Origin of the sequence: Rhizobium anhuiense, from assembly GCF_003985145.1 — a bacterium.
Lineage (GTDB): Bacteria > Pseudomonadota > Alphaproteobacteria > Rhizobiales > Rhizobiaceae > Rhizobium > Rhizobium anhuiense.
Genome location: NZ_ML133521.1, coordinates 1,079,263 through 1,095,233, shown reverse-complemented (window position 1 = coordinate 1,095,233; position 15,971 = coordinate 1,079,263). Strand labels below are relative to the sequence as shown.

The 15,971-nt window shown below is 63.5% G+C and carries 15 protein-coding genes and 1 pseudogene; 10 read left to right on the top strand and 6 right to left on the bottom strand.

From position 1 onward, the window contains the following. The 5 genes from EEQ99_RS05280 to EEQ99_RS05260 are packed head-to-tail and all read left to right on the top strand — an operon-like array spanning nt 1 to nt 6,237. Complete coding sequence (locus tag EEQ99_RS05280) at nt 1-1,413, top strand: amidase (RefSeq protein WP_127430092.1); 1,413 nt, start codon at nt 1-3, stop codon at nt 1,411-1,413. Next, nucleotides 1,410-2,942, top strand: coding sequence for an ABC transporter ATP-binding protein (locus EEQ99_RS05275; protein WP_127430157.1), 1,533 nt, complete (start codon nt 1,410-1,412; stop codon nt 2,940-2,942). Before EEQ99_RS05280 ends, EEQ99_RS05275 begins: the two co-directional genes overlap by 4 nt. Further along, the gene (locus EEQ99_RS05270) at nt 2,932-3,981 is read left to right on the top strand and encodes an ABC transporter permease (protein ID WP_097543991.1); all 1,050 of its coding nucleotides are present in this window, start codon (nt 2,932-2,934) and stop codon (nt 3,979-3,981) included. Before EEQ99_RS05275 ends, EEQ99_RS05270 begins: the two co-directional genes overlap by 11 nt. Then, nucleotides 3,978-4,922, top strand: coding sequence for an ABC transporter permease (locus EEQ99_RS05265; RefSeq protein ID WP_127430091.1), 945 nt, complete (start codon nt 3,978-3,980; stop codon nt 4,920-4,922). The genes EEQ99_RS05270 and EEQ99_RS05265 overlap by 4 nt, the downstream gene beginning before the upstream one ends. Nucleotides 4,923-4,947: 25 nt before the next feature. Continuing rightward, nucleotides 4,948-6,237 carry an amidohydrolase family protein gene (locus tag EEQ99_RS05260; RefSeq protein WP_127430090.1) on the top strand — a complete coding sequence of 430 codons (1,290 nt, stop codon included), beginning with the start codon at nt 4,948-4,950 and terminating at the stop codon, nt 6,235-6,237. A 63-nt stretch (nt 6,238-6,300) separates the two neighbouring features. On the opposite strand, the gene EEQ99_RS05255 is transcribed toward EEQ99_RS05260, so the two are convergent. Next, on the bottom strand, nt 6,301-6,999 hold the full coding sequence (locus tag EEQ99_RS05255; protein ID WP_127430089.1) for a ribonuclease activity regulator RraA: 699 nt from the start codon (nt 6,997-6,999) through the stop codon (nt 6,301-6,303). A 27-nt stretch (nt 7,000-7,026) separates the two neighbouring features. Further along, the gene (locus EEQ99_RS05250) at nt 7,027-7,812 is read right to left on the bottom strand and encodes an SDR family oxidoreductase (protein WP_127430088.1); all 786 of its coding nucleotides are present in this window, start codon (nt 7,810-7,812) and stop codon (nt 7,027-7,029) included. 93 nt (nt 7,813-7,905) lie between these two features. Here EEQ99_RS05250 and EEQ99_RS05245 point away from each other — a divergent pair, with 93 nt between their 5' ends. Further along, nucleotides 7,906-8,778, top strand: a complete 873-nt coding sequence (locus tag EEQ99_RS05245; protein ID WP_063476130.1) for a LysR family transcriptional regulator — start codon at nt 7,906-7,908, stop codon at nt 8,776-8,778. Nucleotides 8,779-8,784: 6 nt separating this feature from the next. Here the strand turns inward: EEQ99_RS05245 and msrA are convergent, their stop codons facing one another. Then, on the bottom strand, nt 8,785-9,294 hold the full coding sequence (msrA, locus tag EEQ99_RS05240; protein ID WP_127430087.1) for a peptide-methionine (S)-S-oxide reductase MsrA: 510 nt from the start codon (nt 9,292-9,294) through the stop codon (nt 8,785-8,787). A gap of 187 nt (nt 9,295-9,481) precedes the next feature. On the opposite strand from msrA, the gene EEQ99_RS05235 reads away from it, so the two are divergent. The 4 genes and pseudogenes from EEQ99_RS05235 to EEQ99_RS05220 all read left to right on the top strand — a co-directional run bounded on the left by EEQ99_RS05235 (nt 9,482) and on the right by EEQ99_RS05220 (nt 13,455). Continuing rightward, the gene (locus tag EEQ99_RS05235; RefSeq protein WP_127430086.1) at nt 9,482-10,627 is read left to right on the top strand and encodes an extracellular solute-binding protein; all 1,146 of its coding nucleotides are present in this window, start codon (nt 9,482-9,484) and stop codon (nt 10,625-10,627) included. After that, a pseudogene (locus EEQ99_RS05230) lies at nt 10,627-11,517 on the top strand (ABC transporter permease). The gene EEQ99_RS05235 and the pseudogene EEQ99_RS05230 overlap by 1 nt, the downstream one beginning before the upstream one ends. Next, on the top strand, nt 11,514-12,341 hold the full coding sequence (locus EEQ99_RS05225; protein WP_047613158.1) for an ABC transporter permease: 828 nt from the start codon (nt 11,514-11,516) through the stop codon (nt 12,339-12,341). The pseudogene EEQ99_RS05230 and the gene EEQ99_RS05225 overlap by 4 nt, the downstream one beginning before the upstream one ends. A gap of 34 nt (nt 12,342-12,375) precedes the next feature. Beyond that, nucleotides 12,376-13,455 carry an ABC transporter ATP-binding protein gene (locus EEQ99_RS05220; RefSeq protein ID WP_127430085.1) on the top strand — a complete coding sequence of 360 codons (1,080 nt, stop codon included), beginning with the start codon at nt 12,376-12,378 and terminating at the stop codon, nt 13,453-13,455. A gap of 19 nt (nt 13,456-13,474) precedes the next feature. On the opposite strand, the gene EEQ99_RS05215 is transcribed toward EEQ99_RS05220, so the two are convergent. The 3 genes from EEQ99_RS05215 to EEQ99_RS05205 all read right to left on the bottom strand — a co-directional run bounded on the left by EEQ99_RS05215 (nt 13,475) and on the right by EEQ99_RS05205 (nt 15,970). Next, complete coding sequence (locus EEQ99_RS05215; RefSeq protein WP_127430084.1) at nt 13,475-14,308, bottom strand: inositol monophosphatase family protein; 834 nt, start codon at nt 14,306-14,308, stop codon at nt 13,475-13,477. Nucleotides 14,309-14,405: 97 nt separating this feature from the next. Then, nucleotides 14,406-15,299: a PfkB family carbohydrate kinase gene (locus EEQ99_RS05210; RefSeq protein ID WP_127430083.1), complete on the bottom strand. Its 894-nt coding sequence runs from the start codon at nt 15,297-15,299 to the stop codon at nt 14,406-14,408. Between the two features lie 23 nt (nt 15,300-15,322). After that, nucleotides 15,323-15,970 (bottom strand): TenA family protein, encoded by a 648-nt coding sequence (locus EEQ99_RS05205; protein WP_047613150.1) that lies wholly within the window; start codon nt 15,968-15,970, stop codon nt 15,323-15,325. Between the last annotated feature and the right edge of the window lies 1 nt (nt 15,971).

The window sequence follows — 15,971 nt, the reverse complement described above, 5'->3', positions numbered from 1 at the left end:
ATGCAAAGCGATGCGACCGACCTGGCGGCAGCGATCCGGCATGGCAAGCTGAGCGCAACTGAGGCGATGCAGGCTTCTCTTGAGGCCGCAGTGCGGCAGGCGCCGCTCGGCGCGCTCGCCTATGTCGATGCCGCCATGGGCCTTGCCTCGGCAGAGGAGCGTGACCGGGAGCGGCGGAGCGTGCCCGGTCGCTTTTCCATCAGGCCCTTTGCCGGTGTGCCGAGTTTGGCGAAGGATCTTGGCGGCCCCTTCGCCGGGCTGCCGGTCACCGCCGGTTCCCGCCTCTTCGAAAGAAAGGGCGGCGAAGCGGATTCCGATCTCGCTGCTCGTTTCCGCGACGCTGGCTTCTGCCTGTTCGGCCTGACGACGAGCCCGGAATTCGGTCTGTCGCTCGCCAGCGAACCGGCAATCGGGCCTCTCTGCCGCAACCCGCTCGATCCGGCCCGCACCGCCGGCGGCTCCTCCGGCGGTGCGGCGGCCGCGGTCGCCGCCGGGATCGTCGCGATTGCGCATGCGACCGATGCCGGCGGCTCGATCCGTGTGCCCGCCGCCTGCTGCGGCCTCGTCGGAATGAAGCCGACGCGCGGCGCCATCCCGGGCGGCCCCTCCTTCGGCAACCACCTCGCCGGTATCGCCAGCGAACTCGCGGTCTGCCGTTCGGTGCGGGATACGGCGCTGATCTTCGGCAGCCTGAGTGGAAATTCACGAGGTCCCTTTGCGGATCCCTCCCCTGTCGATATCGACAGCGGCCGTTTGCGGATCGGCCTGTTGATCGATACCGGTTCGGCCTATCCGACGGATAGTGATCGGCTCGCAGCCGTCGAGGATGCGGCGCGTGCGCTCGAGAATGACGGACACCTGATCGTTCCGTTGAGTTGGACCGAGTTCGAAGGGAGCGTCACGTCAAGCGGCCGCGTCTTCGCCGATATCGTCTCCGTCAACCTCGCGGCGTTCATCGAGGCGGCGGCTCTGGATGAAAGCAGGGCCGAGCTTCTGACGCAGGCCTTTGCTGCGCGCGGACGAGGGCTTTCGGTCACATCGCTATGGAACACGCTGAACGAGGCCGTTCTGGTGAGCCATAAGCTCTGGACTCTGTTCGACAAGGTCGATTGCATCCTCATGCCGATGCTTTCGTCTGCGCCTCTTGCGATTGGCTCCTTTCCGTCCGATCATGCCGACACGGATCTGCATCTCGAGCGGATGGCGGTCTTTGCGCCGCTTGCCTGCCTCGCCAATATTTCGGGTTTTCCTGCTTTGACGCTGCCTTTCGGACAGGATGAGCACGCCCTGCCGCTGCCGGTGCAGATCATGGCGCCGATGGGTCGCGAGCTGCGTCTGCTGTCGCTTGCCGCACGCCTGGAGGCCGAGGGGCGGTGGCAGCATCGGTTTCCCGTCGCGGGACTGCCGTCATGACCGGGCCGGTGCTGGAGATCACAGGCGTCAGCAAGCGTTTCGGCGCCAATCTCGCCAATGACGATATTTCCATGACTCTTGCCAAGGGGGAGGTCGTGGCGCTGCTTGGCGAGAACGGTGCGGGCAAGACCACGCTGATGAGCATCCTTTTCGGCCATTACATGCCGGATGCCGGCCGAATTCTGATCGAAGGCAGAGAGGTGCCGCAGGGCAAGCCGCGCGCGGCGATCCAGGCCGGCGTCGGCATGGTGCATCAGCATTTCTCGCTCGCGCCCAATCTGACCGTTCTCGAAAATGTCATGACCGGCACGGAAAGACTGTGGTCCTGGCGCTCGGGAACTTCCGCGGCGCGCAAGAAGCTGCTGGCGATATCCGAGCGCTTCGGCCTCAAGGTCGATCCGGATGCGCGCCTTGGCGACCTGTCGGTCGGTGAGCAGCAACGCGTCGAGATCCTCAAGGCGCTCTATAACGATGCCCGCATCCTGATCCTCGACGAGCCGACGGCGGTGCTGACCAATATCGAGGCCGAACGACTGTTCACGACGCTGAGGGAAATGGCCCGCCAGGGCCTGTCGTTGATCTTCATCTCGCACAAGCTCGACGAGGTGATGGCAGCGGCCGACCGCATCGTGGTCTTACGCGGCGGCAAGATGGTCGCCGAACGCAAGACGTCGGACACCAGCAAGGAGGAACTCGCCGAACTGATGGTCGGGCACCGTGTGACGCGGCCCGTGCGCGAGCCGTCGACACCCGGCGCCATTGCCCTCGAAGCGGCCGATGTGACGGTGCGCAGCGGCGGCGTCGATCGTCTGAAGTCGATCAGCTTCCGGCTGCACCAGGGAGAGATCCTCGGCATCATCGGTGTTTCGGGCAATGGCCAGGCGACATTGGCGCATCTTCTCTCCGGTATGCTGGCGCGCAGTGCCGGCGACCTTCTGCTGTTCGGGGAAGCCGTCGGCAATCTCGGTGTCGCCGATGTCGTCGACGCCGGCATCGGCCGCATTCCCGAGGATCGCAACGAGGAAGGCGTGATCGGCGAAATGGCGATCTGGGAAAACGCCGTACTGGAGCGCATCGCCTCATCGGCCTTTTCGCGCCGTGGCCTCGTCAACCGCAAAGCGGGCATGGCCTTCGCCAGGGAAATTATCGACGGGTTCGACGTCCGCGGCGGCGGCCCTGCCATTCGCACCCGGCTGCTTTCCGGCGGCAATATGCAAAAGCTCATTCTCGGCCGCAACCTGCATCGGCGGCCGCGGATCCTGATTGCGGCGCAGCCGGCGCGCGGTCTCGATGAAGGGGCGGTGGCGGCCGTGCACGCCCGCTTGCTCGAAGCCCGCCGGCAGGGGACCGCCGTGCTGCTGATCTCCGAAGACCTCGACGAGGTGATCGCGCTTGCCGATCGTATCCAGGCGATCGTCGGCGGCCGGCTGTCGCCGCCCGTCGAGGCTGAAGACGCCGATGCGCGCAGGCTGGGGCTGATGATGGCCGGCGAATGGCAGCAAAACCCGGAGGCCGGCCATGCGATTTGAGCGCCGCGAACACCGTCCGCTTTCCCTGCTGATCGTCACGCCCGTCATCGCGGTGATCGCAGCCCTGGCGCTTTCGGGCATCCTGATATCAATTGCCGGCGCGCCCGTGCTCGATGCCTATTGGCGCATCCTGACCGGTGCTTTCGGCTCGCGGCTGTCGGCAACCGAAACGCTGACGCGGGCAACGCCGCTGATGCTGACCGGGCTTGCCGCGGCCGTCGCCTTCCGGGCACGGCTCTGGAATATCGGCGCCGAGGGCCAGTTCTATCTCGGCGCCATCGCCGTTGCAGCGGCAAGCTCGAAACTGCTCGGCAATCTTCCCGCCCCCATTCTCATTCCATTGCTACTGCTGATCGGCGCCATTGCCGGCATGGTGCTGATCCTGATCCCGCTCTGGCTCAGGCTGCGCTTCTCGGTCGATGAAGTCGTCACCAGCCTGCTGTTGAACTTCATCGCCGTGCTCTTCGTCTCGATGCTGATCGATGGCGTTCTCAAAGATCCGCTCGCCTTCGGCTGGCCGCAGTCGCAATCGGTCAGCGATCACGCCATGCTGCCGAAGCTGATCGCCCGTTCGCGCCTGCATATCGGCTTTGCGATCGCAATCGCGCTGGCGATCCTCGTCCATTTCATCCAGTCGCGCACCGTGTTCGGCATGCAGTCGCGCGCGGCCGGCCTCAATCCGGGCGGCGCTGTTTTTGCGGGCGTGCCCCTCGGCAGAACGCTGGTGAAGGTCGCCTGCCTCTCCGGCGGGCTTGCAGGGTTGGCAGGAGCGATCGAGGTGATGGGGGTCAAGGGTTACGTGACGACCGACCTGTCGCCCGGTTTCGGCTATGCCGGCATCGTCGTCGCCATGCTCGCCAACCTCAATCCGCTCGGCGTCGTCTTCGCCGCCATTTTCACCGCCACCATGTTCGTGGGCGCCGATGGCATGAGCCGCGGCCTCGGCATCCCGACCTATATCGCCGACGTCACCGTGGCGCTGTCGCTGCTGACGATGCTGATCGCATTGTTCTTCACCCAATACAGGATCCGGCGATGATGCAGCTCTTCGATATCATCGCCTCCGCTGGGCTCTGGGCGGCAATCCTGCGGATCGCCACACCGCTGATTTTCGGCACGCTCGGCGCCCTGCTCTGCGAACGGGCCGGCGTGCTCAATCTCGGCATCGAGGGCATCATGACCTTCGGCGCGATGATCGGCTGGCTTTCCGTCTATCACGGCGCCGATCTCTGGACGGGCCTGCTGATTGCCGCCATTGCCGGCGGCGTCTTCGGCCTGCTGCATGCGGGCCTGACTGTGACGCTCGGGCTGTCCCAGCATGTTGCTGGCCTCGGCGTCACGCTGTTTGCCTCCAGCTTCAGTTATTATGTCTTCCGGCTGATCGTGCCGCTTGCCAATACGCCGCCCACCATCGTGCCGTTCCAGCCGATCGCCATTCCGGGTCTTTCGACGCTGCCCTTCATCGGGCCGGCCTTCTTCACCCAGACGGCGCCGACCTATCTCGCGATCGCTATCGCCCTGCTGATGGCCTACATCATCTTCCGCACGCCGGTCGGGCTTGCGATCCGCATGACCGGCGAAAATCCGCATGCGGCGGAAGCGCAGGGCGTCAATCCGATGAAGGTGCGCTATGTCGCGGTGATTGCCGGAAGCGCACTGATGGGAATGGGCGGCGCCTTCCTGACCTTGTCGGCGTTCAACAGCTTTTTCCCGACCATGGTGCAGGGGCGCGGTTGGATCTGCATCGCGCTCGTCGTCTTCGCTTCCTGGCGGCCGGGCCGCGCGCTGTTCGGCGCCCTGCTCTTCGCCTTCTTCGACGCGTTCCAGCTGCGGCTGCAAACCGCGCTGAGCGGGCTTGTGCCCTATCAGCTCTTTCTGATGACGCCCTATATCCTTTCCATTGCCGCCCTTGCGGTCATGGCTCGCCGTGCCCGTGTTCCGCAGGCGCTGATGCAGCCCTATCGTCGCGGCGAACGCTGAACCACTTCTGTCCAATGAGGCTCCGATGTTCGATCTGATCGTCAGAAATGCAAATCTCGCTGATGGCCGAAAGGGCGTCGATATCGGCATCCAAGGCGGCAGGATCATCGCTGTCGAGCCCAATCTCCAGGCGCAGGCGGGAGAAGAGATCGATGCGACAGGCCGGCTGGCCAGCCCGCCCTTCGTCGATCCGCATTTCCATATGGACGCGACCCTGTCGCTCGGCCTGCCGCGCATGAACCTATCCGGCACCCTGCTCGAGGGCATCGCGCTCTGGGGAGAGTTGCGCCCGATCGTGACGAAGGAGGAACTGGTCGATCGTGCACTGCGCTATTGCGATCTGGCGGTCACGCAGGGCCTGCTCTTCATCCGCAGCCATGTCGACACCAGCGATCCCAAGCTTGTGACCGTCGAGGCGATGATCGAGGTGCGCGAGAAGGTCGCGCCCTATATCGATCTGCAGCTGGTCGCCTTCCCCCAGGACGGTTATTACCGCTCGCCGGGCGCGATCGACGCGCTCAACCGCGCCCTCGACATGGGCGTCGATATCGTCGGCGGCATTCCCCACTTCGAACGGACGATGGGTGAAGGCACGGTGTCGGTCGAGGCGCTCTGCCGCATCGCCGCCGATCGCGGCCTGCCGGTCGATATGCATTGCGACGAAACCGACGATCCGCTCTCGCGCCATATCGAGACGCTGGCTGCGGAAACCATCCGCTTCGGCTTACAGGGACGCGTCGCCGGCTCGCATCTGACCTCGATGCACTCGATGGACAATTATTATGTCTCCAAGCTCATTCCGCTGATGGCGGAGGCTAAGATCAACGTCATCCCCAATCCGCTGATCAACATCATGCTGCAGGGCCGGCACGACACCTATCCGAAACGCCGCGGCATGACCCGCGTGCGGGAGCTGATGGATGCCGGGCTCAATGTTTCCTTCGGGCACGACTGTGTCATGGACCCCTGGTATTCGATGGGATCGGGCGACATGCTGGAGGTCGGCCATATGGCAATCCATGTCGCACAGATGGCCGGCATCGACGACAAGAAGAGGATCTTCGACGCGCTGACCGTCAATTCGGCGAAGACGATGGGGCTTGAAGGCTACGGCCTGGAAAAGGGATGCAACGCCGATCTGGTCATCCTCCAGGCGAGCGACACGCTGGAAGCGCTGCGGCTGAAGCCGAACCGGCTGGCGGTGATCCGTCGCGGCAAGGTCATCGCCCGCTCGGCGCCGCGCATCGGCGAGCTTTTCCTGGACAGGCGCCCGGCCCGGATCGACGGCGGTCTGGATTACGTGCCTCGTTATTGAGGTGTTGTGGCGGCAAAAGGGCCGCAGAACCGCGGACCCTCCTCGATCCACCTGGCCCGGAGCCTATTTCTTCGAGGCCTCGTAGAGCGCCTTGGTTTCGGCGTTCATCGGATAGAGGCCTGGCAGCGGCACGCCTTCATCGATCCTGGTCATGATCCAGGCTTCCATGCGCTCCTGTTCCGGCGCGTCATCAAGCACCGCCTCGAGCAGATCGGCCGGAATCAGCACCGCGCCGTCCTGGTCGACGACGATGATGTCGTCGGGAAAGATCGCCACGCCGCCGCAGCCGATCGGCTGCTGCCAGGCGACGAAGGTCAGACCGGCGACCGAAGGGGGGGCTGCGACGCCGCGGCACCAGACCGGCAGGCCGGTGTCGAGCACGCCGGCAAGGTCGCGCACCACGCCGTCTGTGACGAGTGCGGCAACGCCTCTCTTCTGCATGCGGGCGCAGAGGATATCGCCGAAGATGCCGGCCTCGGTGACTCCCATCGCATCGACGATGGCGACGCAGCCTTCCGGCATCGCCTCGATCGCAGCGCGCGTCGAAATCGGCGAGGCCCAGGACGCCGGCGTCGCCAGATCCTCGCGGGCGGGCACGAAGCGCAGGGTGAAGGCCGGGCCGACGATGCGCGGCTGGCCGGGCTTCAAGGGAACGGCACCACGAATCCAGACGTTTCGCAGGCCTTTCTTCAGAAGAACGGTCGTTAATGTCGCCGTCGAAATGGTCTTGAGGGTTGCTATCGCTTCAGCGCTGAGGGCCATCGGTTGTCAGTTCCAATTGGGTTTCTGTCAGATGCTCTGGATCATGCCGCCATCGACGCGGATCACCGATCCGGTGAGATAGGAAGCAGGCTCGCTCGCCAGGAAGGTGACGACATTGCCATATTCTTCCGGCCGGCCATAGCGGCCGAGCGGAATGCTGCCGGTGCTCTCAGTGACGACGTCATCGATGGGGCGGTTTTCGCGTTTGGCCTTCTGCTCGTCGAGGAAGGCGATGCGGCCGGTGGCGATGCGGCCCGGCAGGACGATGTTGACGGTGATGCCGTCACGCCCGACCTCGCGCGCCAGCGTCTTCGACCAGCCGACCAACGAAAGGCGCAGCGCATTCGAGATGCCGAGATTGGGAATCGGCGCGACCACGCCCGACGAGGTCGAGGTGACGATGCGCCCCCATTTGCGCGCCCGCATCTGCGGCAACACGCGATCGGTAATGGCGATGACGGAGAGTACCATGCTCTGGAAATACTGGTTCCAGAGCATCGGATCCTGGCCGGAGACGGTGGTCGGCGGTGGGCCGCCGGTATTGTTGACGAGGACATCGACCGGTCCGAACTGGCGCTCGATTGCAGCGACATGCGCATCGATCGAACCGAGATCGGAAAGGTTCCATTGCAGCGCCAGCGCCTTGCCACCTTCGGATTCGATCGCAGCCGTGGTCTTCTCAGCGGCGGCGAGATCGATATCCGCCGCGGCAATTCTGGCGCCTTCACGCGCAAGCTTGACGGCAATCGCGCTGCCCAGTCCGCCGCCGGCGCCAAGCACCAGGGCCGTCTTGTCCTTCAAGCCGAAATCCATTTCATCTCCTCACATGGTCGGGCCATCTTTCGGAGCAGTGGACCATAAATAAAATATGGCTTCTGCTTCGTTCAAGAGATAAAAAAACTATCGATGGACACACGTTTTCTCGAAACCTTCATTATCGTTGCCGAGCGGCACTCGCTGGCGGAGGCAGCCCAGCGACTGAACCTCACGCCTGCGGCCGTCGCCCAGCGCATCCGCGCATTGGAGGCCGAGCTCGGGGTGCGGCTGCTGGTGCGTTCCGGTCGCGTCATGCGGCCGACGGAGGCGGGTTTTGCCATTCTCGAACGTTGCAGGGAGCTGGTGCGCGATACACGCGACCTGAAGGCGATGGCCGGCACCGCGACGATTTCGGGCGAGATGCGGATCGGGGCGATCAATACGGCGCTGACCGGTCTCGTTCCCGACATTCTCCACCGCCTCGCCCAGGATTACCCGCTGATCGAGATCTTCCTCAAGCCGGGCTCTTCGATGGACCTCTATGCCGAGGTTCTGAACGGCGCGCTGGACGCGGCCTTCATCATCGAACCGCGATTTCCGATGCAGAAGACGCTGACCTTCAACAAGCTGCGCCAGGAACCCCTGGTGCTGATCGCTCCGCCGGACTGTAAGGGGGTGGATCCGCTCGAATTGTTGAAGACCCTGCCCTTCATCCGCTACGACCGCAACCAATGGGGTGGTCACATCGCCGATGAATATCTGCGCGAGATCGGCATCCATCCGGTCGAGCGTTACGAACTCGACGCGCTGGAGGCGATCGCGGTGATGGTAGACCGCGGTCTCGGGATCTCGATCGTGCCGGATTGGGCGCCGCCCTGGCCGGCTGGCCTTGATATCCTCAAGTTGCCCCTGCCCCGCTCGTCCGCTATGCGCACCGTCGGCATCGTGGCGACGCGATCCTCGCCACGGGCAAATCTCGTCGCCGCGCTTCTGGAAACCAGCCGCGCGGCGATGGGAGCCTGATCAATTTCAGGCGATCTTCTGACGAACCGGCAGTTTCCAGCCGGGCCGGACGAAATGGCAGGTATAGCCGTTCGGAATCCGCTCCAGATAATCCTGATGCTCGGGTTCGGCCTCCCAGAAATCGCTGACCGCCACGACTTCGGTGACGACCTTGCCGGGCCACAGGCCTGAGGCGTCGACATCGGCGATCGTATCCTTGGCGACGCGCTCCTGCTCGGGGGTGACGTAGAAGATCGCCGAGCGGTAGCTCAAGCCAACATCGTTGCCCTGGCGGTTGCGGGTGCTCGGGTCGTGGATCTGGAAGAAGAATTCGAGGATTTCCCGATAGCTGATCCTTGAGGGGTCGAAGATGATCTCGATCGCCTCGGCATGGGTTCCGTGGTTGCGGTAGGTGGCATTCGGCACATCGCCGCCGGTATAGCCGACGCGAGTCGAAATCACGCCCTTGTATCGGCGGATCAGGTCCTGCATGCCCCAGAAGCAACCGCCGGCGAGGACTGCACGTTCTTCGGTCATTGGATATCTCCTTGTTTGCCGAGAGATAGTGTTTCCCGCCGAAGATTTCCATACGGCGGAATTCAGCACAGCTGTGCAATTTCCCTCAGATACGCCCGATCTGTCATGTCGATGTTACGCGCCGGCGCTAGCAAGGCCTTGAACATTCCTGCGGAGGCTGAGCCTCGACACCTGATGGAGACGGGTTATGAATAGACGCGAATTTCTGATCACATCATCAGCTGCAGCCGGTCTGCTGGCTCTTCCGCGTTTCGCATCGGCCGCGGCCGGCACGATCGATCTCTACAGCGGTTCGGATGCCAATATCGTCGACCTCTGGAACAACACCATCCGCCCCGCCTTCGAAAAGGCGCATCCAGGCGTTGCCCTGAAGGTGACCGATGCTGGCGACAATAACGGTTTGCGCGCCATCGCCGACCGTGCGCTCGCCGCACTGAAGACGAAGACCGATCCGCAGGCCGACCTGTTCGAGGTGTTCGATCCGCGCCTGCCGTCCGGCGGCATCGATGCCGGCCTCTGGGTTAAGTTCTCCGCCGAGAATATCGAAGCCTACGACCATATCAATCCGCTTGCCTTCGATACCCCTTACTCGCTTCCCTACCGCGGTTCGCAGGTGCTTCTCGCCTACGACACCACCAAGCTCGATCCGAAGGATGCACCGAAGAGCTGGGAGCAGCTCACCGCATGGATCAAGGCCAATCCCGGCCAGTTCATCTACAACCGTCCGGACAAGGGCGGCTCGGGCGGCAACTTCGTCCGCCGGGCGATCCATGAGGCCAATGGCCGCGATCCGAAGAAGTTCAAGATCGACAATTTCACCGCCGACTTCGCCACGGAAGCGCTGACGCCGGCCTGGAAGATCCTCAACGACCTCGAGCCCGCGCTCTACGACAAGGGCGCCTATACCGCCGGCAACACCCAGTCGATCCAGCTGCTCGCCCAGGGCGTCGTCACCATGGTGCCGGTCTGGTCCGACCAGGTGCTGCAGGCGATCTCCCAGGGCGTGCTGCCGGAGACGACCGGCCTCGTGCAGCTTTCCGATCTCGCCCTTTGCGGCGGCTTTTCCGGCATCACCGTATTCTCGAATGGCGCCAACAAGGATGCGGCGCTGAAGCTGGCCGCCTTCATGCTGACGAAGGAAATGCAGGAAGCGATCATCACTCAGATCGGCGGCTTCCCCGGTATCTCCTGGGACCATATCTCCGACGATCTCCGCAAGAAATATGCCGACGTCATTCCATCGACCATCCCGACCTTCCCGGGCGGCGACTGGGAAAAGGCAATCGCCGACGGCTGGTACCGCAACGTCGCTCCGGGCATCAGCCGAACCTGATGTCCACCGACACTGCGCCGGCGGTTTCCAGCCGTCACCCGTCCATCAACATGGGGAGCTCCATCGGGCTCCTCCTCGTCGCCCTGCCGGTCTTCCTGCTCGCATGACTGATCATCTTTCCGATCTTTTCGGCGGTCGTCGGCACCATCTTCGTTCGCGGTCCTGACGGAGCGACAGAAGTCTCGCTTGCCTCCTATCGCTTCTTCTTCACCGACGGCTACAGCCTCGGCAATCTCTGGCTGACGCTCTGGACGACCGCCGTCTGCGGCATCCTGCTTCTGGCGATCGGCCTTCCGATCGCGCTTTACCTTCGCTTCTCGCAGGGGCGTCTTGCCGCCTATGTGCAGGCTCTTGCGATCTTCCCGATGTTCGTGCCGTCGATCATCCTCGCCTATGCGCTGATCCGGACGATCGGGCCGAACGGCACCGTCGACCTGCTGCTGAATTCAGTCGGCCTGCCCAAGCTGCGCACGCCCTATCTGACCCCGTGGGGACCGGTCATCGGCCTTGTCTGGGACAATCTTCCGCTGACGGTGCTGATGCTGACGGCCGGGCTCTCCTCCATCTCGAACAGCGCCGTCGAGGCCGCCCGCGATGTCGGCGCAAGGCCGTTTCGGGTCTTCATCTCGATCATCCTGCCGCGCATGGGCAATTCGCTGCTGGTGACGGCTTCCTTTGCGGTGCTTGGCATCTTTTCCGCCTTCACCCTGCCCTATGTGCTCGGCTCGGCATCGCCGGAGATGATGGGGCCGTTCATGCAGCGCACCTTCGCCGATATGAACGACCCGCTTGATGCCATGACCCAGGCCGTCATCACATTCGGCTTCTGCCTGGTTTTCGGCATTTTCTACATCCGGTCGATCGCCCGCAACCGCGAGGCCCAGCTATGACGACCGGCAGATCGAGCATGGATCTTCGCTTCGACTGGATCGGCTTGCTCTTCGCGTGCCTGCTGACGCTGTTCATCGCGCTGCCGTTGATCGTCGTCGGCACATGGGCCTTCACCGAAGTCTGGCGTTATCCCTCGGTCATCCCGCAGCAGTTCGGCCTGCGTTTCTGGGGGCAGACGCTGGCGCGGGGGGATGTCTGGGACGCGCTCTTCCTCAGCCTGCGGCTGACGACGACGGTGACCATTCTTTCCGCCGTCATCTGCCTTCCCGCGGCTTACGCCTTCGCGCGCATGCGTTTTCCCGGCAGGAACATTCTGTTCCTGTCGTTCCTCGCATCGCATGCCTTTCCGAAATTCGGCCTGCTCGTCGCTATTGCCGGCATCTTCCTGCAGCTCGGCCTGATCAGCACCTTCTGGGGCGTCGTGCTGATCCAGCTCGTCGGCACGCTGATGCTGATGATCTGGATCCCGGTCGCCGCTTTCCAGAATGTCGACCGGCGCATGGAAGAGGCGGCGCGCGATGCCGGCGCCACACCGCTGCGCGTTTTCTGGTCGATCACCCTGCCGCAGGCGGCACCGACGATATCAGCGGCGCTGCTTTTGACCTTCGTCGGCACCTTCTACGAGACCGAAGGCGCCTGGTTGATCGGCGCGCCGGAGATTCGCACCATGCCGGTGCTGATGATCAGCTTCATCAACAACCAGATCGTCGTGCAATACGGCGCCGTGCTCTCGGTCATGCTGTGGGTGCCGTCCTTCATCGCGCTGATGTTTGCACGCCGCGTGATCGGCACCGGCGCCTTTGCGAGAGGTTTCGGCGCATGAAATGCCACGCGTCAGTCCAGGGAAGGGTTTGAGAATGGCACATCTGGCGATCGAGGGCGTTTCGAAACTGTTCGGGACCAGTTTTGCCGTTCGCGACTTCTCGCTCGAAGTCGGCGACGGCGAGCTCGTCTGCCTGCTCGGCCCATCCGGCTCCGGCAAGTCGACGCTGCTCAGAATGATCGGCGGCTTCGAGCGCCCAAGCGGCGGGACGATCCGCATCGACGCGAAGGATGTGACGACGCTGCCGCCCGAGCGGCGCCCGACCGGCATGGTGTTCCAGAGCCATGCGCTCTGGACGCATATGGATGTCTTCAACAATATCGCCTTCGGCCTGAAGCTGCGCCGGCTGCCGAAGGCGGAAGTCCGCGAGCGTGTCGAGAGCGCATTGGCGCTGGTCGGCCTTGCCGATTACAGCAGGCGGATGACGACGCAATTGTCCGGCGGCCAGCAGCAGCGTGTCGCCCTTGCCCGCTCGCTGGTGCTCGAGCCGAAGATCCTTTTGCTCGACGAGCCCTTCGCCAGCCTTGACCAGCACTTACGCGAAAGGCTGCGGGAGGAGGTGCGCGATATCCAGCAGCGCCTCGGCATCACCACGCTCTTCGTCACCCACGGCCAGGATGAAGCCTTGGCGCTCGCCGACCGCATCGTCGTCATGCGCGATGGGCGCACCGAACAGATTGCGCCGCCGAGCACCATCTACCGGCAGCCGCAGACGGCCTTCGTCGCCGGCTTCATCGGCTCGATGAATTTCGTCCAGGGGCGCACCAGAAATGGGGTCTGCGAACATCCGCTCTTCCCGCTTGCAATCCCCATCGAGGATGGGCCGGTGACGCTGGCAGCCCGCCCGGAAGCGCTGACGATCCGTCCCTCGGATCGGGCGGAGGCCGCGACTGTCCATCGCATCGTCGATTTCGGCACCCACAAGATGGTCGATGTCGATCTTGCCGACGGCACCCGTCTGAAGGCCATGGTGGCGCCGGACGATCGGATCCGGCCCGGGATGAGGGTCGAACCGAGCCTCGCCAGCTTTTTCGTCTTCCGCGACAATGAACTCGTCCATCAGTCGATGCCGGCCGCCGCCAAAGCCGAGATCGAGGCGCTCCAGCGGGTTTGAACCGCCGGAATGCACAGGTTCACGCCTTGCTCTGGAAACCTTCCAGCAGCCAGGGATGCAGCGCCTTGCTGGCAGCCAGGATATCGCCTCGCCCGTCGATTTCGGCCCCGGAAAACCGGGTGACGATGCCGCCCGCCTCTTCGACCAGCAGCGCTGACGCGCCGAAATCATGGATCGCGAGCCCGTCTTCGAAGAACCCGTCCAGACGGCCGCAGGCGACATAGGCGATCGACAGCGCCGCCGAGCCGAGGCGGCGCACGCCTGCCGTGTTGGCCATCAGGCGTTTGATGGCGTCGAAATAGGTGTCTTCGGCAACCGCCTTGACCTGGCCGGGGATCGGCAGGCCGGCGCCGACAAGCACGTTCTCGATGTCGCCGACATTGGCGCAGCGGATGCGTTCGCCGTTGAGATAGGCGCCGCCGCCGATTTCGGCGCTGAAGAGTTCGTCCTGCATGGCGTCATAGACGACGCCGATGACCAGCCTGCCGTTTTCGACGATCGAGATCGTCATGCCGAAATGCGGAATGCCCCAGGCGTAATTGGTGGTGCCGTCGATCGGGTCGATATAGATGATCGGCGTTTCCGGTGCGGCCGTGCGGTTGCCGACAGCTTCCTCGCCCTGGATGGCATAATCCGGGAAGGCTATCGTCATCTCGTCGACGATGATCCGCTCGACGGCGACATCGATTTCGGTCTGATAGTCGCGCGGCGCCTTGGCGAGCATTTCCTGGGATGTCCGCCGCCGCAACGAGCCGCGGGCGGTTTCGCCCGCCTTCAATGCGGTTTCGGCAAGTACGACGAGGCGGGACGAGGCAGTCGGGGAAAGACGCGCGGAAATTGAGAGTGATGTCATGGGTAATGTCCGGATGTAACGGAGGGAATCGCGAGAAGCCCATCCCTTCGCAGAGGCTGATGATAGTTTTATGAAGCTGCCCGCCATAGCGGGGCGGTTATCTCAGGATCGCTTCAAGCTCGGGAATGGTCGGAAACGCCTTTCTTGTTCCATGCCTTGAGACGGTGATGGCCGCGGCTGCGGCCGCGTGCTCGATGGCCAGCCTGTCCAGCCGCTGATCGCGCAACGCGCAGGATGCCAGGGCTGCGGCCATTAAGGTATCGCCCGCACCCGTCGTATCCACAACATCGCAGGCGCGGGCCGGCACGTCGATGCTGCCGTTCCGGTTCACGAGCGTCGCGCCGTCTCCGCCCAGCGTCAGGACGATTTCACGCAGACCCCGGCCGAGCAGATATTGGGCAGCATCTCCACCTGTCGTTCCCGTCAAAGCCTGTGCCTCACCCTTGTTGAGGAAGGCGATGTCGATGAGGTGCCAGAGATCGGAGAAATAGGAACGCACCGGCGAGGGATTGAAGGCGGTGACCATGCCGATCGCTCTTGTATGTTCGAGGATGTCGCGGGTCGACTGGTCGGACAGATTGCCCTGCAGCATCATCAGATCGCCGGGACGGGCCGTCGACAGGATCCGTCTGACATGGGAGAGGGACAGGCTCTGCGCCGATTCCGTCGTCGTGACGATGGCATTTTCGCCGCCGGGCAGCCGGAAGATGATCGAGACATCACTCGATACACCGTCCATTTCGATCAGTTCACTCCGAAGCGGCTCGTCGGCGAGATAATGGCGGATCGTATCGGCCCGCGCATCCCTGCCAATAGGCGCCACCAGCGTTGTCGGAACGCCGCAGCGGGCCATGACAACAGCCTGGTTCGTGCCTTTGCCGCCAAGATCGCTGCCACCGGCATTGCCAAGGATGGAGGCACCGATGACGGGAAGTTCGGAAACGGCGATGGTTTCGTCGATGGCGACGTTACCGACTATGTAGGCGCGCATGCATCTGCTTTCGCAAGGTGAAGCTAAAGGTAAGGCGCATCGTGAAAATCGATCTCGAGCTGCATCGCCCGGCCGAAGATCGCGCTGAGCCGCGCTTTTTCATCCTCTTCCAGCGTTTCTCCTGCCATGTCGAGTTCATTCTTCAGCCATTGCGCCTGGGCGGCGAAATTCGGATCGACATGCAGGTCGACCCATTCCTTCAGCAGCGGATCGCCGATCGGGCAATTGGCGGCTTCCTTCGACCAGGTCCAGTACATCCACTCGGCTGCAAACATCGCCGCGACGGTGTCGAGGAAGCCGCCTCGGCGGGCGATCTCCAACATGCCGGCGCGAAAGGCCTCGACCTCGGCGATGCCGGTGTCGAAGGACGAGGGATCGATGCCGCGGCTGGCGAAGGTGCGTTCGAAATAGCTGATCTGCTCGTTGGCAAGCGCATCGAGAACCGCGATCAGCCAGCGCTTCTGCGCCATCGTCCTGGCGGTCGCCGCCGCATAGGCAAAGATCGAGATGGCGCTGTCGACGAAAGCGCCTTCATAGACGAGGTACCGTTCGAAAGCCTCCCTGCTCAACGTGCCGCTTTTGACGTCCTCAACGAAGCGGTGGCTCAGCATCGCGCGGAAGACGGCATCGTTCTCGCGCAGGATGCGGGCTGAAAGGCTCTCTGCCGCCATG